The sequence below is a fragment of the Robertmurraya sp. DFI.2.37 genome (assembly GCF_029211245.1).
Classification (GTDB): domain Bacteria; phylum Bacillota; class Bacilli; order Bacillales; family Cytobacillaceae; genus Robertmurraya; species Robertmurraya methanolica_A.
On the sequence record NZ_JARGEJ010000010.1, the window covers coordinates 1 to 26,857 of the forward strand.

General features: G+C 38.5%; 21 protein-coding genes, 1 pseudogene and 1 CRISPR repeat array. Of the genes and pseudogenes, 17 read left to right on the plus strand and 5 right to left on the minus strand.

Translation table 11 applies throughout. The features are described 5' to 3' along the window. The first annotated feature begins 151 nt into the window (after window positions 1-151). Window positions 152-1,438: direct repeats of the CRISPR family, unit length 32 nt; unit sequence GTCGCACCTTATATAGGTGCGTGGATTGAAAT. Window positions 1,439-1,630: 192 nt separating this feature from the next. The 3 genes from PZE06_RS07505 (at window position 1,631) to rlmD (ending at window position 4,915) form a co-directional block, all read left to right on the plus strand. Then, a complete protein-coding gene (locus PZE06_RS07505) occupies window positions 1,631-2,026 on the plus strand; it encodes a DUF3221 domain-containing protein (RefSeq protein WP_191963176.1) in 396 nt (131 codons plus the stop codon). Window positions 2,027-2,109: 83 nt separating this feature from the next. Then, a complete protein-coding gene (locus PZE06_RS07510; protein ID WP_191963177.1) occupies window positions 2,110-3,117 on the plus strand; it encodes a trypsin-like serine peptidase in 1,008 nt (335 codons plus the stop codon). 406 nt (window positions 3,118-3,523) lie between these two features. Next, entirely contained in the window at window positions 3,524-4,915 is a 1,392-nt protein-coding gene (rlmD, locus tag PZE06_RS07515; protein ID WP_150915202.1) for a 23S rRNA (uracil(1939)-C(5))-methyltransferase RlmD, read from the plus strand. Between the two features lie 195 nt (window positions 4,916-5,110). Here the strand turns inward: rlmD and PZE06_RS07520 are convergent, their stop codons facing one another. From PZE06_RS07520 to murQ, 4 genes are all read right to left on the minus strand, one after another. After that, complete coding sequence (locus PZE06_RS07520; protein WP_150915201.1) at window positions 5,111-6,118, minus strand: MupG family TIM beta-alpha barrel fold protein; 1,008 nt, start codon at window positions 6,116-6,118, stop codon at window positions 5,111-5,113. Next, window positions 6,115-7,473: a PTS transporter subunit EIIC gene (locus tag PZE06_RS07525; RefSeq protein ID WP_150915200.1), complete on the minus strand. Its 1,359-nt coding sequence runs from the start codon at window positions 7,471-7,473 to the stop codon at window positions 6,115-6,117. The genes PZE06_RS07520 and PZE06_RS07525 overlap by 4 nt, the downstream gene beginning before the upstream one ends. A 91-nt stretch (window positions 7,474-7,564) precedes the next feature. Continuing rightward, complete coding sequence (locus PZE06_RS07530; RefSeq protein WP_095309558.1) at window positions 7,565-8,428, minus strand: MurR/RpiR family transcriptional regulator; 864 nt, start codon at window positions 8,426-8,428, stop codon at window positions 7,565-7,567. A gap of 27 nt (window positions 8,429-8,455) precedes the next feature. Next, window positions 8,456-9,358, minus strand: a complete 903-nt coding sequence (murQ, locus tag PZE06_RS07535; RefSeq protein WP_150915199.1) for an N-acetylmuramic acid 6-phosphate etherase — start codon at window positions 9,356-9,358, stop codon at window positions 8,456-8,458. 553 nt (window positions 9,359-9,911) lie between these two features. Here murQ and PZE06_RS07540 point away from each other — a divergent pair. From PZE06_RS07540 to PZE06_RS07585, 10 genes and pseudogenes are all read left to right on the plus strand, one after another. Beyond that, the gene (locus PZE06_RS07540; protein WP_150915210.1) at window positions 9,912-11,105 is read left to right on the plus strand and encodes a class I SAM-dependent rRNA methyltransferase; all 1,194 of its coding nucleotides are present in this window, start codon (window positions 9,912-9,914) and stop codon (window positions 11,103-11,105) included. Window positions 11,106-11,201: 96 nt separating this feature from the next. Continuing rightward, window positions 11,202-13,400: an extracellular solute-binding protein gene (locus tag PZE06_RS07545; RefSeq protein ID WP_150915198.1), complete on the plus strand. Its 2,199-nt coding sequence runs from the start codon at window positions 11,202-11,204 to the stop codon at window positions 13,398-13,400. A 131-nt stretch (window positions 13,401-13,531) separates the two neighbouring features. Beyond that, window positions 13,532-14,230: a deoxyribose-phosphate aldolase gene (gene deoC / locus PZE06_RS07550; protein WP_150915197.1), complete on the plus strand. Its 699-nt coding sequence runs from the start codon at window positions 13,532-13,534 to the stop codon at window positions 14,228-14,230. 54 nt (window positions 14,231-14,284) lie between these two features. Beyond that, the gene (locus PZE06_RS07555) at window positions 14,285-15,217 is read left to right on the plus strand and encodes a ribokinase (RefSeq protein WP_150915196.1); all 933 of its coding nucleotides are present in this window, start codon (window positions 14,285-14,287) and stop codon (window positions 15,215-15,217) included. Beyond that, on the plus strand, window positions 15,204-15,701 hold the full coding sequence (locus PZE06_RS07560; protein WP_275791657.1) for an RbsD/FucU domain-containing protein: 498 nt from the start codon (window positions 15,204-15,206) through the stop codon (window positions 15,699-15,701). The genes PZE06_RS07555 and PZE06_RS07560 overlap by 14 nt, the downstream gene beginning before the upstream one ends. 12 nt (window positions 15,702-15,713) lie before the next feature. Next, window positions 15,714-16,847: a Gfo/Idh/MocA family protein gene (locus PZE06_RS07565; protein ID WP_225310639.1), complete on the plus strand. Its 1,134-nt coding sequence runs from the start codon at window positions 15,714-15,716 to the stop codon at window positions 16,845-16,847. Further along, the gene (locus tag PZE06_RS07570) at window positions 16,825-17,742 is read left to right on the plus strand and encodes a sugar phosphate isomerase/epimerase family protein (protein WP_150915195.1); all 918 of its coding nucleotides are present in this window, start codon (window positions 16,825-16,827) and stop codon (window positions 17,740-17,742) included. Before PZE06_RS07565 ends, PZE06_RS07570 begins: the two co-directional genes overlap by 23 nt. A 336-nt stretch (window positions 17,743-18,078) precedes the next feature. Further along, window positions 18,079-19,746 (plus strand): annotated as a pseudogene (locus PZE06_RS07575) (ribonuclease J). A 151-nt stretch (window positions 19,747-19,897) separates the two neighbouring features. Beyond that, a complete protein-coding gene (locus PZE06_RS07580; protein WP_150915194.1) occupies window positions 19,898-20,677 on the plus strand; it encodes a Cof-type HAD-IIB family hydrolase in 780 nt (259 codons plus the stop codon). Window positions 20,678-20,714: 37 nt separating this feature from the next. Then, complete coding sequence (locus PZE06_RS07585; RefSeq protein WP_150915193.1) at window positions 20,715-20,915, plus strand: hypothetical protein; 201 nt, start codon at window positions 20,715-20,717, stop codon at window positions 20,913-20,915. Here the strand turns inward: PZE06_RS07585 and PZE06_RS07590 are convergent. Then, window positions 20,907-21,674 (minus strand): divergent polysaccharide deacetylase family protein, encoded by a 768-nt coding sequence (locus PZE06_RS07590; RefSeq protein ID WP_150915192.1) that lies wholly within the window; start codon window positions 21,672-21,674, stop codon window positions 20,907-20,909. The genes PZE06_RS07585 and PZE06_RS07590 overlap by 9 nt on opposite strands. Before the next feature lie 400 nt (window positions 21,675-22,074). Between PZE06_RS07590 and PZE06_RS07595 the strand changes: the two genes are divergently transcribed. The 4 genes from PZE06_RS07595 (at window position 22,075) to PZE06_RS07610 (ending at window position 26,468) form a co-directional block, all read left to right on the plus strand. Continuing rightward, complete coding sequence (locus tag PZE06_RS07595) at window positions 22,075-23,499, plus strand: PAS domain-containing protein (RefSeq protein WP_191963178.1); 1,425 nt, start codon at window positions 22,075-22,077, stop codon at window positions 23,497-23,499. A gap of 214 nt (window positions 23,500-23,713) precedes the next feature. Continuing rightward, window positions 23,714-24,409: a Na-translocating system protein MpsC family protein gene (locus PZE06_RS07600; RefSeq protein WP_150915190.1), complete on the plus strand. Its 696-nt coding sequence runs from the start codon at window positions 23,714-23,716 to the stop codon at window positions 24,407-24,409. Window positions 24,410-24,523: 114 nt separating this feature from the next. Then, window positions 24,524-25,201 (plus strand): Na-translocating system protein MpsC family protein, encoded by a 678-nt coding sequence (locus PZE06_RS07605; protein WP_150915189.1) that lies wholly within the window; start codon window positions 24,524-24,526, stop codon window positions 25,199-25,201. A 163-nt stretch (window positions 25,202-25,364) separates the two neighbouring features. Then, a complete protein-coding gene (locus PZE06_RS07610; RefSeq protein ID WP_150915188.1) occupies window positions 25,365-26,468 on the plus strand; it encodes an HD-GYP domain-containing protein in 1,104 nt (367 codons plus the stop codon). Window positions 26,469-26,857: the final 389 nt, after the last annotated feature.

A 26,857-nucleotide genomic window follows, 5' to 3' on the forward strand; every position in this document is an offset into this window, starting at 1 on the left:
GTTGTTTAAATTCTTCGGTAAATGTTCGACGTACTTTTCTTGTCATGTAGATTCTCCTCATAACTGATTAGTATAGTTCATTCTACTTGACCTTAAAATTTCTGTCTAACTAAGTGTAGCCGATCCAAAGAAATATATATGGCCATCAATCGTCGCACCTTATATAGGTGCGTGGATTGAAATTTTTTGGGTGATGAAGCAGTGAGTATAACTGATGGTCGCACCTTATATAGGTGCGTGGATTGAAATGTTTAAATACTACCGCAGTGGTCGCCTCGGCAAGGTCGCACCTTATATAGGTGCGTGGATTGAAATTTTCAGGTTTCGGCATGCAAGCTGCTGAAACAACGTCGCACCTTATATAGGTGCGTGGATTGAAATATAGCTCTATGGTGGTTTTCATTAACTACATTAAGTCGCACCTTATATAGGTGCGTGGATTGAAATATTGCGTGTAATAAGGATGGTGCAGTGATGAGCGTCGCACCTTATATAGGTGCGTGGATTGAAATTCCCCAGCTGGATATGGGAGAAGGCAGAAAATAGTCGCACCTTATATAGGTGCGTGGATTGAAATCAACGTGTCTATAAAGGAGTACAACCCTCCCTTAGGTCGCACCTTATATAGGTGCGTGGATTGAAATTACGTTATTTCGGCTAAACGAGAACATTATTTCCGTCGCACCTTATATAGGTGCGTGGATTGAAATATCATCACTCAGCTTCATGCGATCCTTAAATTGCGTCGCACCTTATATAGGTGCGTGGATTGAAATTGTAATCTCTCCAGTGAGCGAGTACCCAATCAATGTCGCACCTTATATAGGTGCGTGGATTGAAATTCGATCCGGAGTAGTAACTAAAATATCGTCATACCGTCGCACCTTATATAGGTGCGTGGATTGAAATTGTGAATTTTACCCCACGTGGATGAAGAATAAAGTCGCACCTTATATAGGTGCGTGGATTGAAATAAAACTTTATTAAAACAAATAAACGAAAGTTATGTCGCACCTTATATAGGTGCGTGGATTGAAATTTAAATTGCTATATCCCCACCTTGGTTTATGGCTGTCGCACCTTATATAGGTGCGTGGATTGAAATTATTAGATATCATTGTAAAAGTTTGTAAACCATCCCGTCGCACCTTATATAGGTGCGTGGATTGAAATAGTGATGCGATCACCTAACAAAAAGATATCTAATGTCGCACCTTATATAGGTGCGTGGATTGAAATAGCAAAAAAGCTTCGAGAGAAATTTGGAGAACTGGCGTCGCACCTTATATAGGTGCGTGGATTGAAATTCGCACGACATCAAACATCATAGAAGCAAATTCGGTCGCACCTTATATAGGTGCGTGGATTGAAATTAATGTCCGGTCATAGTCTTTCGAAACTTGTAAGTCGCACCTTAAATAGGTGCGTGGATTGAAATACTGTACAGTTGGGTACTAATGTAGAGATATGGATTGAAATCGTGACGGTCTACCTAAAGACGAAATGGAAATGACTGTCGAACCCTACATAAATTTCACACCAAAGGAACTAGAAAATAACACAGGAGAAGACAATGATTGTAGCGAAGATAGTAATATAATAAAATATGACTTTTCTGGTGGTGTGGATTGTGAAAAAAATTTTGACATCAAAGAAGGCTGTGCTTGGAGGCTTGTTGTTCTTGCTTATTGGCATATGGGTTTTTAGCGAAATGAGCAATCGTTTTTCCATGAAGGGGCAGGAGCCAACTGATGAAGGCTATATTGTTTTTCACAATGGTACGAAATATTTCGTTAAAGGAGAAAATATTACAGCTTCTGATTTGGAAAATTTTTCTGATGAAGATGTTACGATGTTTTCAAAAAAGTTTGAGGAAATAGCGATATTACTAGATGATGGAATGAAACTTTTAGGGACAGGAATTAAAAGTGGTGATCAGGTCGCTATTTGGTATGAAGAAGTCCTTGAATCGTACCCGGCACAAATTAAATTAATGCAAATAAGGAAAATTGATAAAAACAAATAAATTTACACTTCTTTACTAATTGTAATTGTTTGTTTTCTGAAAATTCGTTATAATATAATCATATTTTGAAAGGAGGTAATATTTTGAAAAAAAGTGTTTTTCTAACAATCTTTTTGTTTACCTTTTTATTCGTTCCAATCAGTGCTTTGGCAGACGAAACGCTAGGAGATTTTCATTTTAATGCAAAGGAATCTTCACATCCCTTGGATAGAGTTAATTCAAAGGGTGAGGTAACAAAATATGAGGATTACAGCAATAAGAACTTAACGTTTATTAATGAAACAAAAAGTTTTCAAGGCTCAGGAGAGCTTAATCCTATTTTTGTTGGTGATTTGCTAAATAAAGGCTTTTTAGAGACTACACAACCTTTAGTAAAAGATGTGACCACAAATGAAGTCGCACCATTTGTTGTCATCGGTCCAGATGGAAGAACTAGAGTAGAAAATACAACAGTATTCCCATATAGTGCCATTACTTATATTTCCTTGGAGTGGGCAGATGGTAGCCGCGGATCTTGTACAGGGACATTAATTGGTATCGATAGAGTTTTAACAAATGGGCATTGTGTTGTGAATCCTACTACGCAAAGAGGGATAATGAGTGCCACAGTTTATCCGGGTGTAAGTGGTAGTACCGCTTTATTTGGAGCATATAATGCGATCGATTATTATGTTACTTCCCATTGGATCAATACTGGGGCAATATCTCAAGATTATGCAGTTCTTGTACTAAGTCCATCGAATGGCCGCCATGCAGGAGAACGTGCTGGATATGCAGGAATTAGGCAGGTAACGAATATTCTTAATCAGAACATCGGGATCTATGGTTATCCTGGTGATTTGATTAGAAGAGATGGAGCTATAAATCAATATGGGATGCGTGGAAATGTGGCAAGTGAGGATAGTCAAGTTGCTTATTATACAATTGATACAGCTCCAGGACAGTCGGGCTCTGCTATGTTAAATACAAGCAATCAAGTCATTGGTGTACATAGCAGTGGTTATTCTGATCGGAATGGTAATCCGGTGAGAAATGGCGGTCCAAAGATGAGTAGCTCTATGTTTGAGTTCGTTTCAAATGCGTTGAATTAATAATGGATAAAATACTGCACCTTTAATTGTTAGGGAGTACTAACATTTGGAGGTGCAGTTTTGCGCTCGCTAAATCTTATTAAATGAGTGGGAGTCTGAGAAATGAACTGTTCATAAGTAATCAGTTATTTTGTGCAAAACCAAAGTTTTACGGGAAATGTGGCCAAAATCGTTTTATTAACAATCAGTATAACAATGTTAATTTTTTGTTTAAGATATAGGATACATATACTGAGGCAAGAACTCCGAGATGAAAACGAACTTTAAACAATTTTTCTTAACGGAAATGAAAGATTAGGTGTTTTATGTCAAGGCTTGTAATATCTACTAAGGATGTATCATTCCCAAAAGTCCATTAGTCCTTTATACTAATTGGAGTAAAAGATTTAATGGAGAGGAATTAATTATGACCATTACGAATGAAGAAATGATTGTTGAGATAAAAAGTTTGGATGATAAAGGTGCAGGACGAGCTAGTGTTTGGCGTGAGAATGAGCACGGAAATCAGAAAAAGTTAAGGCTAACGATTCCGCAAGTACTCCCTGGGGAAAAAGTTCGTGTTATTGTGGACAAGCCAGAACGTCGAAGAAGAAGGGCGATTGCTGAAGAAATTTTAGAGACGCACTCAGAGCGCATTGCTCCACCTTGTCCTCATTTTGATCGATGTGGAGGATGTGTTTGGCAGCATTGGCAATATCGTGGACAACTGCAGCAAAAGACTTCCCATGTGAAAGAGGCGATCGAAACGCAAGGTTTTAATCCAGAGCTTGTCGCAGATACGATTGGAATGGATGAGCCTTGGCATTATCGCAATAAAATGGAGTTTACGTTTTCGCCTGAAGGTGAGTTAGGGTTGCATGAACAAGGAAATTTCCGAAAAATTATTTCTTTGGAAACATGTCTTATTGCAGGGGAAGAAATGGTTGAGGCTGCAATGGAGGTTGCCAAATGGGCAGAAGAACAGAAGTTAAGAGGATATAATAAAGATCTGCACGAAGGCTTATTACGCCATCTTATGGTGAGGCAGTCATTCGTAACAGGTGAAATGATGCTGGCTTTATTTGCAACTGAGGCTCCAACTGGACAACTTGATGGAGCAACGAGCGATTTGGTTAAACGAATTACAGCAAAGTTCCCCCAAGTGAAAAGTTTAATGTGGCTTGAGAATACTGATTGGGCGGATCGTACCCAATCTGAAAAAAGTCATATCCTTGCAGGGAGAGACTTTATTTATGATGAAATGGACGGATACCGCTTCCGTCTATGGTTCGATACATTTTTCCAAACGAACCCGACACAAGCACAAAAGTTGGTTGAACTGGCAGTTGCGATGGGTGAACCAAAGCAAACTGAAAAAATGATTGATTTATTCTGTGGGGTTGGAACATTTTCACTTCCGTTTGCAAGTAGAGTGGAAAAGCTTGCCGGTATTGAGATTGTTGAAAGCTCGATTGAATCGGCGCAACGAAATGCCTTGGATAATGGATTAACGAACACGTATTTTCTAGCAAAAGATGCTCGTAAAGGCATTGACGAGGTATTAGCGAATTTCGGTAATCCTGAATTATTATTATTAGACCCGCCCCGTTCAGGAGCCGGTGGAAAAGTGATGAGAAGAATCGGACGTTCTAAACCTGAGCGCATTGTTTATGTATCCTGTAACCCTGATACATTTGCTACAGATATTAAAGAGCTCGAGCCGTTCGGATATAGATTGGAGAAAGTACAGCCAGTCGATTTATTCCCGCACACGGTTCATGTAGAATGTGTTGCGTTGTTGGTATATACTGGAGAATAATTTTAAAGAGGGTATCACCGCATAATAAGGTGATACCCTCAAATATTTGTGTGTGAAAATAGTGATGATGAAAGGAAATCGGTCTTCACCGAAAAATATCGGTCTTCACCAGAAAATATCGGTCTTTATCAGGATATATCGGTCTTCACCGAAAAATATCGGTCTTCACCCCAAAAGCAAAGCGTCCCAGCTAGATTAAACCAGTTGAACAGTTGCTCCCGGAGGAAGGCAAGCTAGTAATGGAAGATCATCGTTCAACACCTTACCGAGGACATTCACCCTTTGATCAGCAACCAAATCGCGTAACGCAATTTGAATTTCACCTTGATAACGGCCATAGAGATGATTGTCCATTGTAATCGTTCCTACTGGACGCATCTCCGTATTGGCAGGAGCAATTACTGTTTTTGAGCGTGTGTCCATAAAGCGCAGCACGTCTCTGGAAAGATCGGGGCGCAATTTATAAGTACCTTGATGCAGAAAACCGGCTTCTGTACGAACGATGATTGTTTTCTCCTCAGAGAATAATTGCAATTTTGCAAGCAATTGTTCACCTGGGGCAGGGTCACCGATATAGACATCTTCCACTCCTTCATGAAAAAGCTGGAGTGCAGATAGGAAAGGGTCTTGCTTGCGATGTTCTTCTAAAGTTGGCAAGCCATCGAACAATGGCCCTCTTTTTTCGCCAGCTCCTGGGATATAGGCACTTATTGGTATATTGTAACGTTTAAACAATGCATTTTGTTGGCGAAAGAACTCTATGCTTAATCCGGTCTCTTTCCGTGGATAAAAATTATGCCAGCCAATAAGACTCTCTGTTTTTAATCCTTTAGAGGTAAGAGCGAGAATATCATCCTCAAATAAAATACTCGCATTAATGGCAATTTTAAACTCAGCAGCGAGGGCTAAAATCAGCTCATTGTCAAAAAAGTCATCTAAGCGAAGTCCTGTTACCCCTAAATCTTTTAGTTGGAAAAGATCATCAATGCCAAGATGAGACGGGGTGTTATAGGATACATCAGCAAAAACCTCAATTGCGTTCTCGCTCGCTAATTGTAACAGCTTTTTGGCGCGCTCAGCTAATTCTCCTTGCTCCTCAGGGAGGTGAAGCGAGGTAAATGCCCGCTTCACACCTGTTTTTCCAGCAAGTGAAATTCGTTCTGCGGCAGCTGGATCGTTTAAATAAAAGGAGATTCCAATCAATCGTATTCACCTGCCATTTCATCCTTAAACCCAAATAGGTAAGTAAAGATGAAACCAGCAGCATAAGCAATGAGTACACCTACTAAATAAAGAACAATTTGATGGGTGTGAACAAGGAATGAGAGTGGCAAACCAGACACCCCAACTGCAATTGTAGCGATATTAAAGTATGCTTGGAACGCTCCACCGACACCAGCCCCTAAACAAGCAGTGATAAATGGTCGTCCAAGTGGTAAGGTAACTCCAAAGATAAGTGGTTCGCCAATTCCTAAAACCCCAGAAGGAAGTCCCCCGCCAATCGCTCTTTTTAAGCGTGGTTTCTTTGTTTTAAAGTAGATGGCAAAAGCTGCTCCAACTTGGCCGGCACCGCCCATTGCCAAAATTGGGAGTAATGGATCGTCGCCAATCGTATTAATTAATTCTAAGTGCACTGGCGTTAAGCCTTGATGCAGTCCTGTTACAACGAGCGGAAGGAAGGTTGAACCAAGAACAAATCCAGCTATAATTCCGCCCATATCTAACACAGCTAATAATCCTTTTGTAATCACGTCTGATATGAAGCCACCTACTGGCATAAAAACTAAATATGTGACAATTCCAGTAACCAATAATGCGATAGTAGGTGTAACTATAATATCAAGTGATTGTGGGACAAATTTGCGAACTCTTTTTTCTACAATGGCGATAAAGATGGCCGCAAGTAAGACACCGATAAGTCCACCCCGTCCTGGAACGAGCTCTTCTCCAAATAATACGATCGAAGCGGAGGCAGGATTGATAATAAGAATCCCTGCCAGACCACCGAGAGCTGGCGAACCGCCAAATTCCTTCGCTGCGTTAATCCCCACTAAAATGCCGAGATACGTAAATAGCCCGCCGCCAATAACAGTTAAAATCATCGCAAGCTGTGATTCCGCTGAGAGCCATCCAGCTTGAATAACCGCTTTTGAAATCCCTGTAATTAACCCTGAGGCTACTAAAGCAGGAATTAATGGAATAAAGATGCTGGCAATTTTTCTTAAAAATAATTTAAAAGGAGTAGCGTTTTTCGTTTTTAACTCTGATTTTACTGATGCTGCCCGTTCTTTTAAATTGATTTCTCCTGATTGCTCTATTAATTTACCAAACTCCTCCGTTACTTTATTAACTTTTCCTGGTCCAAGAATGATTTGCAACGTTTCTTCTTCGACAAATCCGATGACACCATCAATTTTCTTGATCTCTTCTTTATTGACGAGAGATTCGTCTACTGGGGTCACCCGAAGCCGAGTCATGCAGTGTGTATAAGACTCAACATTCTTTGCGCCGCCTAATTGCTTTAATATTTTTTCAGCTAAAATTTTATTTTCAGCCATTTTTGCTCCCCCTATCATCGTAATAAAGCTTTTTTCTCAAGCGGTAATAATGAAATCACTTGGCAAGCTTTTTCTCTAAATAATTTGGTGCTCACTTTCCGGTTGATTGCTCTTTTAAAAATTTGATAGCACTTCTTGTTTTTTCAATATAATCAACGGTTTCCTCATAAGTTTCTGTTGCCATGCATAAAAACAAGACATCGATCATAAATAGTTGTGCCAATCGGGAGGAAGTGGCAGCACTCCGAAACGGAGCTTCTGTAGAATGGGAAGTAAACAGCTTCATATCTGCTAATTCTGCTACTGAAGAATGTCCATATTTCGTTAAACTAATCGTTTTCATCCCTTTTTCTTTTGCTAACGCCATCACATTAATAACTTCAGGTGTTTCTCCAGAGAAAGAGATTCCAAATAATACATCATCCTTTTCAGCATTTGCGATTAACGTAGCAACCAGATGTGTATCTGAGAAGGCGGTGGCGTGTTTATTGATGCGCAAAAGCTTTTGCTGAACATCCGTTGCGATTATTTGTGAAGCACCAATTCCAAATAAATGAATATTTTTGGCAGCCAATAGAGTTTGAACAGCCATTTCAAGTTCCTCATACTGGATAACCTCAGCAGAATCACGTAAGCTTTGAATGCTGTTACTTAATGTTTTTTGAACGATATTCTCTTTCGTCTCATCCTTTTTGATATCTGTATATCCTTGTTCAACCGGCTTTCCTAAGTCGCTAATGACACGAACCTTTAAATCTTGAAAGCCTTTGAAACCTAATGATTTGCAAAGTCGAATAACAGCGGCGCCGCTCGACGATGTAACGGCTGCTAACTCACTCACTGTGCAGTTTACAACTTCATGTGGAGCATCCAAGATATACTGAGCAATTTTTCTTTCCGATTCTGGAAGCTGCATAAGCATATTTTCTATAATTTTTAATCCACCTGAAATCACCGTTCATTACCACCTTTTAAAATCCATTTACTCCTTTTTGATCGCTCTGCGAACATATCCATCGGCTTCCTCTAGCATTTGGAGCGCTTCGTCCTTCGTGACATCGTTCTGTATCATGACAATCGCTGTTTTCACTTGAAGATCTGCCGCCTCGAGTGCTTTCATTGCCTTTTCGTAGGTAACCCCAGTAATTTTGATAATAATGTTCAGAGCGCGTTCCTTTAATTTTTCATTGCTTACATGAACATCTACCATTAAATTTTCATAGGCTTTCCCAAGCAATATCATCGAGCTTGTCGAAATCATATTCAGAACCATTTTATGTGCAGTCGCTGCCTTTAATCTTGTTGAGCCTGTTAATACTTCAGGTCCAACGACGACTTCGATCGCTTGGTCGGCCTCTTTGCTAATGAGAGCATTGCGGTTGCACGAGAGGGCGACTGTTTTTGCTTGAATGCTCTTCGCATATTGAAGGGCACCAATAACGTAAGGGGTTCTTCCGCTTGCCGCAATCCCAATAACCGTATCTTGAGACGAAAGATTGATTTTCTTTAAGTCGGCTTCCCCTGCTTCCGGTTTGTCCTCAACCCCTTCAACAGCTCTAACAAATGCTTGTTCTCCGCCTGCAATAATTCCTTGAACCATATTGGGATCAGTGCTGAAAGTCGGAGGGCACTCCACCGCGTCAAGAACACCTAATCTCCCACTTGTTCCAGCACCGATATAAATGAGTCTACCTCCCTGTTTAAATGAGTCCAATGTGTATTTCACTGCGGCTTCAATATGAGGAAGCTCTTGTGCAACTGCCTCGGCAATTTTTTGATCTTCCTCATTCATAAGTTTGAGAATATCAAGTGGTTGTGCAGTATCAATCGCCATTGAACGTTCATTGCGAGATTCTGTTGTTAGCGTTTTCAAATTGTGCTGCATACTATGCCTCCATGCTTATGACTTGTTGTTATGATAGGTTATCCAGATTTAGTATAACTCCTTAGAAATAAAATTTCAATACTTAATATATAATACTGAAATTTTATTTCAGTATAGAAATTACTTTTGCATTGGCTACTTGAAATATAATTACGAGAAGAATGCATGTGACAAAATTTTATGCTACAGTATAACGATGAATGCAGGGATATTAAAACCTGAACTGAAAGCAGTGCCAAAGCCTTTGGCATAAGCCGAGGTTAGAGCTATGGGTGACCGAAGTATAACGATAAAAAAAGTTTCTTCAGCAACGAAAAGCTCAAATGGACAATTGGTCAATGAAAAATGGTATGAGCTTGAAAACAAAGGTATAATAAGAGGTATTAGAAAAGCTGGAAGAAGCCCATTCTATAAATGGATGAGGCTTCTTTTTTATTTCTTAGATGGAATAAGTTGATAAAGACAACGCTTTTACACAAATGAGCCATTTAAGCTTAAGAGATTATAATGCCATTACTAATAGAGGGAAAATTAAATGAACAGGGCGGTTTTTATGAAGCAAATTGTAAAGGTTAAAGTAAAATCATCGTATGTGAAAAGTATAAAGACAGGGTTTCCGCTTATCAAAAAGGAAGCCATTCAAAATTTACAACAATTAGGTGCGGAAGGGACGATTCTTGAATTAATAGATGATAGTGGTTTGTTTCTGGCGAAAGGTTATTATGGGAAGCAAAATAAGGGACTCGGTTGGGTTTTAACTCGCCGGAAGGATGAACAAATTGATGTGCGCTTTTTTGAGAAAAAATTAAAAAAAGCTTTTGAACTGCGGAGGTCTTTCTTTAATGATTCTGAAACAACAGCATTCCGCTTGTTTAATGGTGAAGGGGACGGAATCGGAGGTGCGACGATTGAATACTTCGATGGGTATCTTCTTATTCAGTGGTACAGTGAAGGCATTTATCATTTTAAGGATTTGTTCATTGAGGCCCTAGGCAACATTATTGATTATAAAGGAATATATGAAAAGAAACGTTTCGATTTGCAAGGGACATATATGGAAGATGATGATTTTCTTATCGGAGAAAAAGCGCCTGTACCGCTTCTTATAAAAGAGAATGGCATTAATTTTGCCGTTTATTTAAATGAGAGTGCAATGGTAGGGATTTTCTTAGATCAGCGCGAGGTAAGAAAAACGATACGTGATAAGTATGCGAAGGGGAAGACGGTATTAAACACTTTTTCATATACGGGTGCCTTTTCAGTTGCGGCTTCATTAGGTGGTGCCATAAAAACAACGAGCGTTGATGTTGCGAATCGCAGTAAAAGCAAAACGATTGAGCAATTTAGTGTAAACGGAATCGATTTTGAAACAGAGGATATTATTGTTGAGGACGTCTTCAATTATTTCAAGTATGCAGGTCGAAAAAATCTGTCATTTGATTTAGTAATCCTCGATCCGCCAAGTTATGCTCGTTCAAAAAAAAATACATTCAGTGCCGGAAAAGATTATCCAGATTTATTAGCAAAAGCAATCCATATCACCGAAAAGGGGGGCGTGATTGTAGCTTCTACGAATTGCAGTACATTTGGCATGGACAAATTTAAAGGTTTTATCGAAAAGGCATTCAAGCAAGCCGATTCCAAGTATCAAATTCTTGAAGAGTTCAGACTACCTGTCGATTTTAAGACAATTAAGGAATTTAAAGAAGGTGATTATTTGAAGGTGGTATTTTTGCAGAAGCTTTAAACGAAAAGGGAGAGAAGTTTTTCTAATACAGAATTTGCATTTTTATGATATGCTACTATTTATCATAGATGAAACGTTTAACGAGGTGGAAATACGTTGACTACAATTAAAGAAGTGGCAAAAATGGCAGGAGTTTCAATTGGGACCGTTTCGAATGTTTTGAACGGTAAAACAAATAATATTGAACTTATAGATCGAGTTGAACATGCCATGAAAGAATTGGGTTATCGTCCTGATGCAAATGCTAGAAGTCTTAAAAGTGAGAAAAGTGGTTTAATTGGCTTCGTATTGCCGAATGCAACGAATCCAGAAAATGCTTCATTGCTCTCGCATATCCAATCAAGGTTAAGTGAGAAAGGATACAGCATTCTTTTGTTTTTTTCACAAAATAACAAGCTGCTTGAGAAAAAGGCAATTGAAAAATGCCTTGAAAAAAGGGTCGATGGCATCATCTTATTTTCCTCATTAAAAAGGAAGAAGGAAGTAATAACGGAAAAAGAAGGGACACCCATCGTGATGGTGTCATACAGCGAAGAGCGTACTATAACGGGTGATGCGATTATTTTGGACTATTCCCGCGCTTTTGAACAGATTTTAAATTATTATGAGCGGAAGGGGAAGACAAATGTCGCGCTGATAATTGACGAATCTTTTTACCAAAATGAAGAAGTGATCGGAATATATATTAAGAGATACGGTGAAAAAGGGCTGCTAAAAATCTCAGATTACAGTAAAGAACGTGGATTTAAAGCTGCCTATGAGCTCTTCTTTCAACACCCTGAAATTGATGCAGTCATTTCAGGCAATTTTCTCATTGCTGAAGGGGTAGAAAAAGCGATTAAGCTTTTGAAAATTGAAGATATTGAGGTTGCCGTATTGAAGGAAGGGAACTGGATAGAGGATGAGGCGACATTTCCGGTCCAAATCTCTTTCTCTCAAAAGAAAATTGCTGAACGTGTGATTGAAAAAACTCTCGATGCAATCGAGAATCCTAAAACACATGAACCTGTTGTGGAAAGAATTCATGCTGAATACAAAGAAACGCGAACAGTCTTGTATGGTGTGGAACGGAATCGTTCAACGGCAAATCTTAAGTTTGCTTTATACGAAAGTCCCACTTCTATTAGTTTAAAAATGCTTGCAGAAGTATATGCACAGCAAACAGGAACAATTATAGAGGTTGATTTATATAAGTACGACGAGTTAGAGCATTGTGTACATAGTATCTCTGACAGCTCCAGCAGTTTATATGATGGGGTGATGATGGATATTACATGGATCGATGAGCTTGTGCGCCATAATGTGTTGGCTCCACTCGATCAGTCTAATATTGATTTTCAAGGTTTTATTCCTGGACTTGAGCAGCAGTGTGGTGTGGTTGATGGGAAATATCACGCAGTACCGGTCATGTCTGGAACACAGCTTTTATTTTATCAAAAAGACTTGTTTGAAAATGAGTCATTAAAAAGACAGTTTGCTAGAACATATGGAAATGAGTTAACCGTCCCACAGACATGGTCACAGTTCAATATCATTGCTGAGTTTTTCACAAGGGCATACAATAGTAAATCACCAACAACATATGGTATTACGAGTGTTTCTGGTGAAAATATATATACGACCATCTCTTATTTGAATCGACTATGGTCATACGGAAGTGATGTATTCGACGATAATGGTAAAGTGCTCATCAATAATCGTACATCACTTACAGCATTGATGAATTTTGTTAATAGCAGCAAATATTCTTCATCGCAACAATTGTATTCATGGGATGGGGTAGTGGAAGACTTTAAGAAGGGTCATAGTGCCATGACGATTTTATATGACTCTTATGCTAATGAACTAAATGATTACACGAAATCGAAGGTGGCCGGTAACCTAGGAGTTGGCTATATTCCGGGAGGGACTCCAGTATTGGGTGGCTGGAGCTTAGGAGTCAATAAAAATAGTACGAATATAGAAGAGGTTATCAAGTTTCTCACATGGGTGAGCAGTGATCATGCTGTGATCCCACTGGCTCTATTAGGTGGATCGACCTTGAGAAAAAGCTATTATGAGAGCAATGATTTAGAGGATTCTTACCCGTGGAAGAATAAGGTTTTGGATAGTTATCGGAAAAGCAGAAAAAGGATACTGCCAAATGTAAAGATAAACAATAAGGGGCGTAACTATATATATAGTCATGTCATCTCTAAAGAAATTACCGCTGCAGTTAGTGGTCAAATTTCAGAGGAGCAAGCCTTATTAAACATTGAACAAACCATTAATCGTTTAATGGATGAGAACAAGTAGTCGGAAGCTGTAGTCAAATAATAGGTTTGACTACAGCTATTTTTTTATAAATAGGATTGAAATAGGAAAATCATCATGATAAGATGTTTATATGAAACGTTTCATGTAACATTATACATAGGAGGGGTTATATGATTGACTTTAGTGACAAAAAGCAGGTTGCAAAAGCAATACAATACACGAATGTAAATCCGAACTTAACGCGAGAAGGAATGATTAAGCATTTAGAGACATGTGTACAGTATGGTTTTAATGCAGCGATGGTTGCTCCATGCTATGTATCCTTAGCAAAGGATTTTCTGCAAGGGACAGGAATTAAGGTGGCAACGACATTAAATTTTCCACAGGCGAACGATACATTAGAAATGAAGCTTGCATCATTACGGGAGCTTATTAAAATTGGGCCAGATGAATTTGATTTTCCTCCAAATCCGGGATTATTAATCGGTGGGCTAGAACAGGAGTATTTTGAAGAAATGCGGCAAATTGTTGAAGTGTCTCACGCTTCAGGCGTCGTAGTTAAAGCCATGCTCGAATTTGGTTTTTTAAATGAGGAACAAAAAATAAAAGCTACAAAGCTTGCTTATGAAGCTGGAATTGACTGGGTTAAACAATCTAGCGGCTGGGGAATTGGCGGATGCGCAGCAACAGTAGAAGACGTCAAAATTTTAAAGGAAAATATTCAGGAACCATGCCGAGTTAAAGTTTCTGGAAAAGTAAACACACTTGAGAAAATGAAGGCAATGTTTGAAGCTGGAGCAGAACTCGTGGGAACAAGCTCTGGACCTGAGATTTGCGAGGGGTTAGCAGGCGATCTGAATGCCTATTAAGTTACTAATTTCTGACAATGGGAAACTCAGCTTTAACGGAAAGAAGGTGATAGAATGAAGATATGTATTATCGGAAGCTATGCAAAAGCCCTTGTTATGACGACGGATCGCATCCCTCTCGTCGGTGAAACTCTTCTAGGTGATCATTATCGTGAAACCTTTGGCGGGAAAGGCTCTGATATGGCTGTTCAAGCTGCAAGATTAGGTGCCGAAGTGTCTTATATCGGAGTGGTAGGCAACGATTCGTTTGGTCTTGAATTTCTCGATTTAATGAAATCAGAGGGTGTAACGCTTGAGGGGATAAGGCAAACGACTGAGAAGCCGACCGGTGTAGGATTTATCATTAAAGATACGAACGCTAGAAATGTCATCGTCGTGGATATGGGAGCTAATCAATTATTCTCTAAAGGAGATATTGAGCGACATTTAAAGTTGATTGAAGAGGCAGATGTTGTCCTCGCTCAATTAGAAATTCCGACTGAAACGGCTCTTTATGCACTGAAAAAGGCAAAAGAGCTAGGGAAAACAACGATCCTTAATCCGGCACCAGCTATTAATTTATTATCCTATGACTTAAGTTTTGTAGATTTCATTACACCAAATGAAACTGAGGCCCGGGTCACAATTGGAGAGATGCCAGAAGTGGAACTGTCACACCGTGAAGTCGCTCTTGAATTGTTAAAATCAGGCTGTGGAACAGTCATTATGACCCTTGGTGGAGCGGGTGTTGAAATTCATACGTCAACAAACTGCACCGCCGTAAGTGCTTGCCCAATTGAAGTTGTCGATAGCAATGGGGCAGGTGATAGTTTTAACGCCTCTCTTGCAGTGGCATTTGGAGAAGGAAAGGAATTAAGAGATGCTGTTCAGTTTGCCAATGCTGTCGCTGCCTTGTGTTGTACAAAATGGGAAACAGTACCATCCTATCACACTAGATCAGAAGTTGAAGAGTTTATTAGCAAAAGGAGGATTTATGATGAGACCTAGCCGTATTCTACATCCAGAACTTTCGAAAGCGCTTGCAGAATGTGGGCATACAGATATCATCTTGGTGACAGATGCAGGCTTTCCGATTCCGAAAGATGCGAACCGTATTGATCTTGGTTATTACGCTGGGCAAGTGGATGTTTTAGATATTCTAAAAATGCTTAGAAAGGAAATTTTCGTCGATGAGGTTGCATTTGCGGGTGAGGTAAAAACACATCATCCGCAGCTTTATAAGAGCATTCAAGATATTTATACGGGCTCAGGAGCGATTTTTAAGGGGACAACGCATGAGGAGTTGGTCGAAAATATCGCTCCTAAAGCAAAGGTGGTGATACGTTCAGGCTCATTAAATGCGTGGGCAAATTTTGCGTTGGTTGCAAGCACAGATCCTTTTGCATGGTTTACAGAGGAAGAGATTAAGATTTTGCCAGCATATGTGGAGAGAAGACGGAGAATAAAGGAAAATGAGGTTCCGAATTTATAAGAAGGGAGATTTATGATGTCAACCTTTGATTTAGATTTGAATATACACGCCGTTTTGCCGCAAAGAAAGGATTTTCGCATTGGTTCAATTGGAGCAGGAGCGATCGTCAGAGATTGTCATTTAGTTGCTTACAAAAATGCCGGTTTTAAACCATATGGGATCACTTCTCTTAATGGGGTAGGCGCAAGAATGGCTGCAAAAGATTTCAACATTCCCCACGTCTTTGATTCTTGGAGAGAGCTAATCGCGGACGTCAATATTGAGATTTTAGATATTGCGGTTCCTCCAGACGTTCAGTTAGAGATTATTCGTGAAGCTGTAAAGCAAAAGCATATTAAAGGGATTCTATGTCAAAAACCACTTGCTATGAATTTACAAGAAGCAGTTGAAATTGTGCGGCTTTGTGAAAAGGCAGGGGTCAAATTAGGTGTTAACAGCAATATGCGTTACGACCAATCGATGAGAGCGTTGAAAACATTACTCGATCATCAATATTTTGGTGATATTGTATTAGCAACAATAGAAATGAGAGCGATTCCACATTGGCAGGAATTTTTGAAAAAGTATGACCGAATTGAGATTTTGAATATGGGAATCCACCATGTTGATGTGTTCCGCTATCTTTTTGGAGACCCTGAAAAAGTAACCGCTGTCACAAGACGCGATCCGAGAACAACATTTGCTCATATCGATGGAATAAGCCAATATACCTTCCAATATGCCAATGAATTGATGGCAACCAGCTTGGACGATGTCTGGGCTTGGCAAGGAGAAGGCACGGAAAAAGACATGTATATAAAATGGCGCGTCGAAGGAATGGATGGAATGGCTTGGGGGACGATTGGATGGCCGGCTTCACCGGCAAGAGAGCCGAGCACGATCAAATTTACAACTCGTAAACACCCTAACCAATGGATTGAACCTACATGGGATGAAGTATGGTTTCCGGATGCTTTTTTAGGAACGATGACGCAGCTGCTGCGGGCGGTGGAGAATGATACTGAACCTGAAATAAGCGGCCGTGACAACTTGCATACGATGGCTGCAATCGAAGCTTGTTATCTTTCCATCGAAGAGGAGAGAACCGTGTTATTTTCTGAAACTTTAAAGGAGGTCTACGAAAATGATTTCAGTCGGAATTTTTAATGGATACTATCCTTATACATTGGAAGAAAGTATAAAGAGAATTAAGGAAGCTGGCTTTACTTCAGTACAATTGGATTTGAGTTTTAAAGATATGGACTTAGAAGACCCTTATACATTACCTGAGAAGCTTACAGTTGAAAAAGCACATAAAATTCGTGACGCATTTCGCAAGGCGAATATCCAAATAGTTGCTATTTCCGCTTATACAAATCTCGTCAGTCCAGATTTAGAAAAGAGAGAAAAAAATATTGCTTATGTTAAAACGTTATTAAAATTTGCCCGCGATCTGGGCACGCCTTACGTAATAAGCGAGACAGGTACTTACAATACGGAAAGCGACTGGGTTTATCATGAGAAGAATAGTACGGAAGAGGCCGTGCGTGAAATTACTGCCGTTATAAGAGATCTAGCGGAGTTTGCTCATGAACATAACGCGGTGTTTTTAGTTGAAAATTACGTTAATAATATAATCGGCAGCGTTGAGCAAGTACTTAGATTGTTTAGAGAAGTCGATCATCCAGGATTAGGATTATTAATGGATCCGACCAATTTCTTTAACGGAGAAAATATAAATGATGTAGATCATGAATTATATCGGATCTTTAATGCGTTAGAAGACAAAATTAAAATCGCACATGCCAAGGATATTAAATTGGCAGAAGACAAGAGCGAGAAGCATGCAGCGATCGATGCGGTTGAATCCCATACTTTCCGCGGAGCAGGAGATGTTGAGCTTCCGGCTGTGGGACTAGGTGTTTTAAACTACGATTTATATTTAAAATTATTGGCAAAAAAGCATCCAAATATTCCTATTATTATTGAGCATTTAGATGAGGACGACATTCCACGTGCAAAAGAATTTTTGGACAATAAGCTTTTAAAGGTTGGCGTATAAAAAGAAGGTTGAAAAAGATTGGGAAATAGGTCGCTAAATGAATGTAGTGGAGGAACCTTAAAAACAGGTTCCTTTTTGTTTTAGTTAAAACGTGATCATTTTCGTTTGTTGTGGATTTAATGAGTGTATATAGTCCTTCGCAAGCTTAACAAACAATTAAACGTACGATACCTTTTATCGTTTGTACGGCAAGGAACCCCTTCGCAGGAACAAGTTACAAAGCCCCTCCGCACTTAAATGGTTCCGCTAAAATGGCTGAATGGATCATTTCCGAGAATATAAAGCTATACAATCCTCAAATACTATCCCTATACGTTTAAAAAGGTGGGGTTCTTTATGAACAGCAAGGATGAGACATTATCAATTTTTGCCTTAGGCGGGTTAAATGAAGTAGGAAAAAATATGTACTGTATACAATATGCAAATGATATTATTGTCATCGACTGTGGGAATAAATTTCCTGATGAAAGTTTATTGGGTATTGATTTGATTATTCCGGATGTTACGTTTTTAGAGGAAAATAAAGAAAATGTCAAGGCATTGATTGTGACCCATGGACATGAGGATCATATTGGTGGAATTCCTTATCTTTTAAAAAAATTGAATATCCCAGTATTCGCAACGCGTTTTACACTTGGATTAATCGAATTAAAGTTAGAAGAACATAAACTTTTAAGGGAGACAAAGCTAATTGAAATCGACTCTGATGCAAAGTTAACCATTGGTGAAATCATTGTTGAATTCTTTAAAGTAAACCACAGTATTCCCGACTGCTTAGGTGTTCTTTTCCGTACCCCTCAAGGCAATATTGTTCATACCGGCGATTTTAAATTTGATTTAACGCCGGTTAATGAGCAATATTCGGATATTCACAAGATGGCAAGGATCGGTGCGGAAGGAGTCCTGCTGTTGCTTTCAGAAAGTACCAATGCTGAACGACCAGGCGGTACCCCGTCGGAGAAAATGGTCGGGGAGCAGGTGATGGAGGCGTTTATAAAGGCGGATCAAAAGGTAATTCTCTCGACTTTTGCCTCTAATATTAATCGTGTCCAGCAAGTGGTTGATGCTGCAAGACGAACGAATCGCAAGCTTGCTTTGCTTGGGAGAAGTATGATCAATGTCGTTGAGGTAGCGATTGAGAGGGGATATTTGCATGTGCCGGAAGGAATGATAATCGAGGCACATGAGATAAATGAACTTCCGCCAGAACAAGTAGCTATATTATGTACAGGCAGTCAAGGCGAGCCATTGGCGGCATTGTCGCGCTTATCAACGGGAAACTTCAGAGGCGTCGAAGTACTGGCTGGAGACACGGTTATTTTAGCTGCAGGGCCGATCCCTGGGAACGAGAAGGCTGTATCAAAAATCGTGGATCGTTTGTTTGCTTTAGGTGCACATGTTATTTATGGCTCTGGAAAGGGCATGCACGTATCCGGCCATGGATATCAAGAGGATTTGAAACTAATGCTTACGTTAATGAAACCAAAATACTTTATTCCGATCCATGGAGAATATCGGATGCTTCATCAACATCGATTATTAGCGTAATCAGTCGGTGTTGAACAGGGTGCTACTTTTATTTTAAAGAATGGAGAAGTAGTCGATATCGATCATTCACTCGCCCGTCAAACAAGAAGGATTCATGCTGGCGATACATACGTCGACGGAGTAGGAGTGGGAGATGTGGGAGATATTGTATTAAGAGATCGGAAGCAATTATCAGAAGATGGCATGCTCGTTATTGTTTTAACGATGAGCAAAGGGGATAAGAAGCTTCTTTCTGGACCAGATACGATTACGAGAGGTTTCGTCTATGTAAGGGATTCGGAGGAATTATTAAATGAAATGAATCGTCTAATAGACAAGACCTTAAAAGATTTAAAGAAAGCGGGTAAAAGTCAATGGAGTACTGTAAAACAAACAATTAAAAAAACAATAAGTGATTTTCTATATGTCAGAACAAAAAGAAGACCGATGATATTGCCGATTATTATTGAAATCTAACTGTTCTGCGCTTCTTTTTCTTACTGAGCAAATCTTTTATCATTGCAAAGCTGTAACGTAATGGGATAACATAAGAGTGGAAATGGATGAATATGGAGTATAAGTAGAAAGCCAGTTTAAGGGAAGAACAGCACAGAAAGTTGGTATTGAAATGATGGAAAGAAGCGTTATTTTTTTTGATATTGATGGAACACTTTTAAACCATGATAAGAAACTGCCTGCGACGACAAAAGAGGCGGTGTTTACACTGAAGGAGCAAGGGCATGAAGTGGCAATTGCAACAGGGCGTGCGCCATTTATGTTCGAAGAATTGCGAAAGGAATTGGACATCAATACGTATGTAAGCTATAACGGACAATATGTGGTGTTGAATGGGGAAGTACTGGACACGAATCCACTTTCTATACCTTCACTGCTAAAATTAACAGAAACAGCACTTGTAAATGATCATCCGGTTGTCTATATGGATCATGAAGATATGAGGGCTAATGTACCAGAACATTCTTATATTAAAGAAAGCATAAAATCATTGAAAATTGATTATTTTCCTGCCCATGATCCTCACTATTATGAAGAGCGAGATATTTTCCAAACCCTTTTATTCTGCCCAGAAGGGGAAGAAAAACAATATGAAGAGGCATTTCAAGATTTTGATTTTATTCGCTGGCACCCCGTTTCTTGCGATGTTCTGCCCAAAGGTGGTTCTAAATGGAGAGGCATTGAGAAAATTGTGCAGAAGCTCGGCATTCCGAAGGAGCGACAATATGCCTTTGGCGATGGCTTAAATGATATTGAAATGCTTTCGATGATTCATCATGGTGTTGCGATGGGGAATGGTGAGGAAGAAGTAAAAGCGGTTGCTAAGTACGTCACAAAATCAGTGGAAGAAGACGGAATTGTCCACGGCCTGAAAATGGTCGGATTATTATAACCGGTTTAAAATGGCACTTTTCAGGAAATGTTAATATATGCCGATTGCAAAAAAGAAGCTGTATCAAAAGGACGTTAAAAACGACTTTTTGATTGCAGCTTCTTCTTTTGTGTGGACTTTAGGGTATTATTGGTTGTCTAGCACAGGAGCGGTTGCCTTGCTTAAAAGATTGTCCATCATGAGCACAGATGAACTATTCGAAGGTTCGTCCTTCACTTTTAGCTATTGCTTAAAGTGAAGGAATAACGGGAGGAAGCAATGCTGACAAAGGGACGATTTCCGCTTGTTTTTCGTACTCTGGTAAATATGTTTTTAGTGCGCTTACGACCCGTTCTCCAGTAACGCCAACATGTCCGATCGCAATTAATTGTGAACGATGATCAAGCCTCTCGACTAATTTTGAAGCTTGACGATATATATGTCTCTCTGAGTAGATATGATCAAAGAACATATCGTTTTCAAGATAAGGCACAGATAATTCTTCGGCGATTTTGGGAATAACGCTTTTTTTTGCTGTTTTGCTATCAAGATAGTAAAGATTGTTTTCTTTGCATACTTCAAGAATGATCCGCATGACCCTTTCATCTTCAGTTGCCTTTGAGCCCATATGGTGGTTCATACCAACTGCAAAGGGAACATCCTTAATTGCTTCTTCGACTCTTTTTCTGATTTCCTTATCACTCAAATCTGTTGTAATGGCACCAGGACCAAGCCAGCTTTTCTTTCCTTTCTTTGGTTCCATTGGTAAGTGAATGATCACTTCATGCCCTTTTTCATGCGCGCGCTTTGCATCCTTTTCTGTTGTCGAGAGAAAGGGCATAATGGCAACCGTCAATGGGACGGGGAGTTCAAGCATTTCTTTTGAACCTTCCATATTATTGCCAAAATCATCAATCACAATGGCCAATTCCTTTTTCTGCTGCTCCTCTGTAAAGGATTGAGCAGTTCCAGTGAACGCAAAGAAAATAAGATATGGAATTAAGACAATGCTGCGCATCCTTCGTCACTTCCTTTAATTTTGATTAAATGTGTCCTTTATAAGTTTTCACAAATCATTATCTTTCATCCAAGGAAAGTTGTTTTGACGATAGGCAGTATTGAACAGCTGTTTTCTATCATAAAATGGCTAAATAATTTTAAGAGATGATTGTAAATTCAAAAAATAAAGTATATGATAGTAATGGATATAGAGTTAATTGCTCCGATCTATTATTATGGAATGTGCGATTTTGATTATAGAGGTAATGTTTCCTTAGAATATGGAATGCAAGGAATTAGGCCGAAATAAGAGGTAGTTACCTGCTACCCTTATTTTGGTTTTTTTATTTATTTGCTATCCCGGTCGTCATTGTTAGTCGCGATGTTTTTAGAGTTGAGCATTTGAAAGGATGGGTTTAATGAGGAATGGAATTTCACAAATATATAAAGATTCATTGGCTCAATTTATTAGTATGAATATCGGCAGTGATTTTTCCATTTTCTCAGAGAATTCAGATCCATACTTCATCATTAATATGTCAGGTGAAATCGTTTATACAAATAATGCTTGCCAAACCTTTTTAGGATATTCAAAAAAAGAAATGATGCAATTGGAATTGAAAGATATCTGTTCCTATACGGAATTAAATCGAACACAAACGTATTTCTTAAGAGATGATCGAGAAAAATTAACCAGCTTTTACTTACAAATCATGAAGCGGAATAAAGAGTTTATCGATATTGATGTTACCTGTTTTCCTATTTTTCAAAATAAAATCGTCATTGGAACATATGTGGTTTTTAGAGAGGCACAAGATTTAGTCGTCCAACAAAATAAAAATTACAGCACGATTATGGAGCATTCTCCGGAGTCCATTTTTATTGTGAAAGGCAGAACGATTGTGGATGTAAGCAATGTTGCTCTTTCAATGGTGGGTGCTAGTCATAAGAAACAATTAGTCGGTGAGAGCTTTTACTTGCTCTTAGATCCAGATTCAATAGAAAATTTTTATAAAAAACTAGTTCTAATAGAAGATGGAGGAATACCGGATCTATTTGAGCAGAGGATGCTGACAATTGATAGACAATTATTAGATGTTGAAATAAAAGTTCTACCTACTATTTTTAATGGAGAACGGGCATTTCATTTAATTATTAAAGATATAAGTGAATACAAAAAATTGACGAAGATTTCGGAAAAACAAGCTGTAGCTGGACAGTTAGCAGCAGGAGTTGCTCATGAAATTAGAAATCCGATTACAGCAATAAAGGGATTCTTAAAATTAATCAGGGTTGAACAAGAGAAGCCGAGCTCCTATTTTTCAATTATCGAATCAGAAATCGAGAGGATCGAAGTAATCTTAAGGGAATTGATGGTTCTGGCAAAGCCTTCGGATTTAAAGTATGAACGTTTATGTATCGATTCGGTTATTAAAAAAGTTTTAACATTAATGGAATCGCAAGCATTATTGAACAACATCGAGGTTGAACACAATCTTCAATTTTCTAATATCGATATTTTAGGTGATGAAAATCAATTAAAGCAAGTGTTTGTTAATTATATAAAAAATGCCATTGAAGCAATGCCCCACGGGGGAAAATTATTAATTGAGGGAATTCAATGTGATCAGAAGGTATGCATTAGAATTGTTGATGAGGGGGGAGGAATCCCACCAGAAGTGCAAGCTCGAATGGGAGAACCTTTTTTTACAACGAAGGAAAATGGAACAGGTCTAGGTATGATTGTCAGCAGTCAAATTATTAAAGAGCATAGGGGAAACCTTGGAATTTTAAGCAGTTGCGAAGGAACGCGAATCGAAGTGATTTTTCCATGTTATCATTAGAGAGCACAACTATTTGCTCAGTTGCATAAAAGATGGTAGAATATTAGTGTCTAATGTCTAGCTGTCATTAGAATGCATATAATTTACTGTTAAACTTATAAATTAATAACGTATTGTTCGGTAAATGGAAGAAACTATATGTTGTCTTAACCATGGCCTAACTTCTTTTTGAAGAAGTTAGGCCTTTTTTATTTTGTCTTGAAGGGGTTATGAAATGTTAAATTCAACACAACCAGACTTACTGAAATTGAGTAGCAACTTCAGTAAGATGCTAAAAAAGAGATTTGGGAAAGGGCCAGAATCCTGCTTAACTGTATTAAATAAAGGAAGACTCTATATTTTTATTCGAAATTTCATTACACCCGCAGAGGAAGTGCTGATAGAAAATGAAGAATGGGAGTTGGCTAACCATTTTCGTTCTGCGGTATTTGATTCTGTCATTCAAGAGTTTATTACGAAAGCCTCTAAAGTTTTAGAAATTGATTTTAAATATTTCTTTCATGATTGGAACTATAGCTCAAATACTGGACTTGTATTTTTAGAACATCTACATGTGGATGAAGAGAAAGTAATTTTAGATTCTCAATCTAATAGGTTTCTAAAAGTAGTTGAAGAAATTGGGCTGCAATTACATAAAAAGCCTGAAGAAATTCGGATTTTCATGAATACACATAATATGTGTGGAATCGAAATTATTGGCATTCAGACCCACCTTGAAACTTTGTTGTTTAAAAATGGAAACTCGCATTTTTTGCAGCAGCACTTGACACATATTAAGCAAGGGTATCTTAAACATAAAAAACAGCTGGAAAGCATACTAAATTATTCTGTTGATGATGTATTTGTGATGTGCGATTATGAAAGAAATCGATATGTACTGTTTCTTATTTTTTCGAAAAAGGTAATTTGATAAAGGCATGTTGGTTATAGGCTCTCCTCTAATCAGCATGTTTTTTTTGTATTAAATTGGAAAGTGGTGGGATGCTAATATCGCTATTTTATCTTGTAAAAAGGATGATTATGAGTGGTTGAGCAAAAAAAACTGGATTATATTAGTAGCTACATTAGCAAGCTGTTAAAAAAGAATTTTGGAAGAGGACCGCAGTCATGTCAGACAAGTGTTTGTAAAAAATATGTGATTGCCTATGTACGGGGATTTGTAGCGCCGATGGAAGAAGTGCTTTTAAAAGAGGGACATGCCAAAGATGTAGACAGAGCAAGAAGGCTTATTATGAATTCTCTTATTGAAGAAATTAAAGGGGTCCTGCAGGTATCACTTGATGTAGAAGTGATTGAGTATTATCATGACTGGAATTTTCCCAATAATACAGGAATTTTTATTTTTACGTTAGAAAAAGAAGAGGAAGGACATATTGTAAACGATGTCGATATTCCAAAGTTGGAAAAGGAGATTGCCCGAATTAGTGAGTTAGTTCAAAAAGTTCCTGATGAAATTTACACATGCCCGATTACTCCTTCTATCTACTGCGTAGAAAGAACCGGCATCCTTATTCAGATTGAAAAAGCATTGATTGAAAGAGGATTTGAACAGGAATTGAGATATACAAAGGATCAATTGGAAAAAAGCTATTTCCACCGTCACGGTGATTTTGAAGAAATTTTCCACAAACAAGTAAGGGACATTTTTATCGATTGGAACTTTCACGGGAATAAATCGGTGCTGGTTTTTATTTTATTTTAATTAATTTGAGGCAGTTTCAGTGAACCCCATGCATTTTACCTTCAATATGAGTCTTTGTGCCTATTAGATAGTATGTATTTATTTTACAGAAAAATAACATTTTATAGTATCATTTAACTATCAGGTATTAGAACTTAGTGATAAGAAGCGGAGAGAAAGTAGAATGCGTTTAGTGAAGTTGGATCATTGTGAAACTGGAACGCTGTTAGCTAAATCAATATTTCGTGAAAATGGGACAATTCTTTTAGCCCGAGGTACTTATTTAACCAATAATTTAATAAAAAGGCTGAAGGAATTAAACATTTTTACTGTATATATCGAGGACGAGGCGTCTGAAGGAATTGAAATTACTGAAACGATTCCGAATGAGATTCGAGCAGAGGCGGCAAGTGCAATAACGGAAGGACTAGATGAATTAGTAAATATACATAAGCGCCCAAATATTCATGGAATTATGAAGACAGGACGAGTGGTACGCAGTATACAGAAAGTCTTTAAGGATATTTTATCATGTTTAAATGAAAACAAGGCTGCATTAAATTTATTAGCTACTGCAAAGGTTCACGAAGATCATGTCTATACTCATTCATTAAATGTTTCGATTTATGCTTGTCAGTTGGCGATAGAGAATGGCTTACCCATCAAAAAAATTGAAGACATCGGTCTTGGGGCCATGCTACATGATCTTGGCAAACTATTTATCCCGAAAGAGATTCTTAATAAACCAGGCAAACTGACAGAAATGGAGTTTGAATTAATTCAATCGCATTGTGAGCTGGGCTTTAACCAATTGCGAAAAATTCATGAAATTCCGTTGCCAGTTGCCCATTGCGCTCTCCAGCATCATGAAAGAGTTGATGGAAAAGGCTATCCACGAGGATTGAAAAACCATGAAATTCATAAGTATGCCAAAATTATAAGTGTTGCCGATGTTTTTGACGCTGTCACAAGTCATCGAACATATCGCCCGGCAATGCTCCCTCATAAAGCAATGGAAATTCTTCATAACGGAAAAGGAACACAATTTGAACCAAGGCAGGTCGATTTATTTAAAGAATGCATCGCCATTTATCCACCAGGGTTAACCGTATTATTAAATGATGGCAGAACGGGAATTGTTGCAAAGTACAATTTTAAGGCAGTCGGTAGACCGGTCGTTCGCATTATTAAAGATCAGGAAAATCAAACGGTTCAACCTTATGAAATCGATCTAGCGGCAAAAGAACATGTAATGTTAGAAATAACCGATGCCGATGCATTGTTATAAAAAAGGATAAAGAAATTGATCTTTATCTTTTTTTGGTTGTTGTAAAAGGAAAAACTTTCCCCTCAAAGACGCGATTTGTTGACTCTTTGAGGGGATTTTTGAAACAGTATTTAGACTTTTAGCATAAGAGAGCAACATTGAACAGTAGTCTGATTAAAGTTTGTCTTCATGAGAACAAAGATTTCCTAAACTAAGTAAAGAATGTCCTCATAAAGGGTTCATGAGGACACGGTCGAGAGGAAAACCGGGGAAGAGTGTCCGCATGAATCAACTACTTTCCAATCGAAATCAAATTTTTCGATTCCAAATCAAAAAAAGCAAGTGGAGCGAATCTACGCCACTTGCCTTGAATAAAATGTTCAGGAGTCTATCAGTTTTAAAATAATTGT

Coding starts and splice junctions, on each gene's coding strand:
- PZE06_RS07560 (WP_275791657.1), top strand. CDS start 15,204: ATGATGAGACCTAGCCGTATTCTACATCCAGAACTTTCGAAAGCGCTT.
- PZE06_RS07570 (WP_150915195.1), top strand. CDS start 16,825: ATGATTTCAGTCGGAATTTTTAATGGATACTATCCTTATACATTGGAA.
- PZE06_RS07555 (WP_150915196.1), top strand. CDS start 14,285: ATGAAGATATGTATTATCGGAAGCTATGCAAAAGCCCTTGTTATGACG.
- PZE06_RS07590 (WP_150915192.1), bottom strand. CDS start 21,674: ATGCGCAGCATTGTCTTAATTCCATATCTTATTTTCTTTGCGTTCACT.
- PZE06_RS07565 (WP_225310639.1), top strand. CDS start 15,714: ATGATGTCAACCTTTGATTTAGATTTGAATATACACGCCGTTTTGCCG.
- rlmD (WP_150915202.1), top strand. CDS start 3,524: ATGACCATTACGAATGAAGAAATGATTGTTGAGATAAAAAGTTTGGAT.
- PZE06_RS07525 (WP_150915200.1), bottom strand. CDS start 7,473: ATGGCTGAAAATAAAATTTTAGCTGAAAAAATATTAAAGCAATTAGGC.
- PZE06_RS07595 (WP_191963178.1), top strand. CDS start 22,075: ATGAGGAATGGAATTTCACAAATATATAAAGATTCATTGGCTCAATTT.
- PZE06_RS07600 (WP_150915190.1), top strand. CDS start 23,714: ATGTTAAATTCAACACAACCAGACTTACTGAAATTGAGTAGCAACTTC.
- PZE06_RS07585 (WP_150915193.1), top strand. CDS start 20,715: ATGCCGATTGCAAAAAAGAAGCTGTATCAAAAGGACGTTAAAAACGAC.
- deoC (WP_150915197.1), top strand. CDS start 13,532: ATGATTGACTTTAGTGACAAAAAGCAGGTTGCAAAAGCAATACAATAC.
- PZE06_RS07580 (WP_150915194.1), top strand. CDS start 19,898: ATGATGGAAAGAAGCGTTATTTTTTTTGATATTGATGGAACACTTTTA.
- murQ (WP_150915199.1), bottom strand. CDS start 9,358: ATGCAGCACAATTTGAAAACGCTAACAACAGAATCTCGCAATGAACGT.
- PZE06_RS07540 (WP_150915210.1), top strand. CDS start 9,912: ATGAAGCAAATTGTAAAGGTTAAAGTAAAATCATCGTATGTGAAAAGT.
- PZE06_RS07610 (WP_150915188.1), top strand. CDS start 25,365: ATGCGTTTAGTGAAGTTGGATCATTGTGAAACTGGAACGCTGTTAGCT.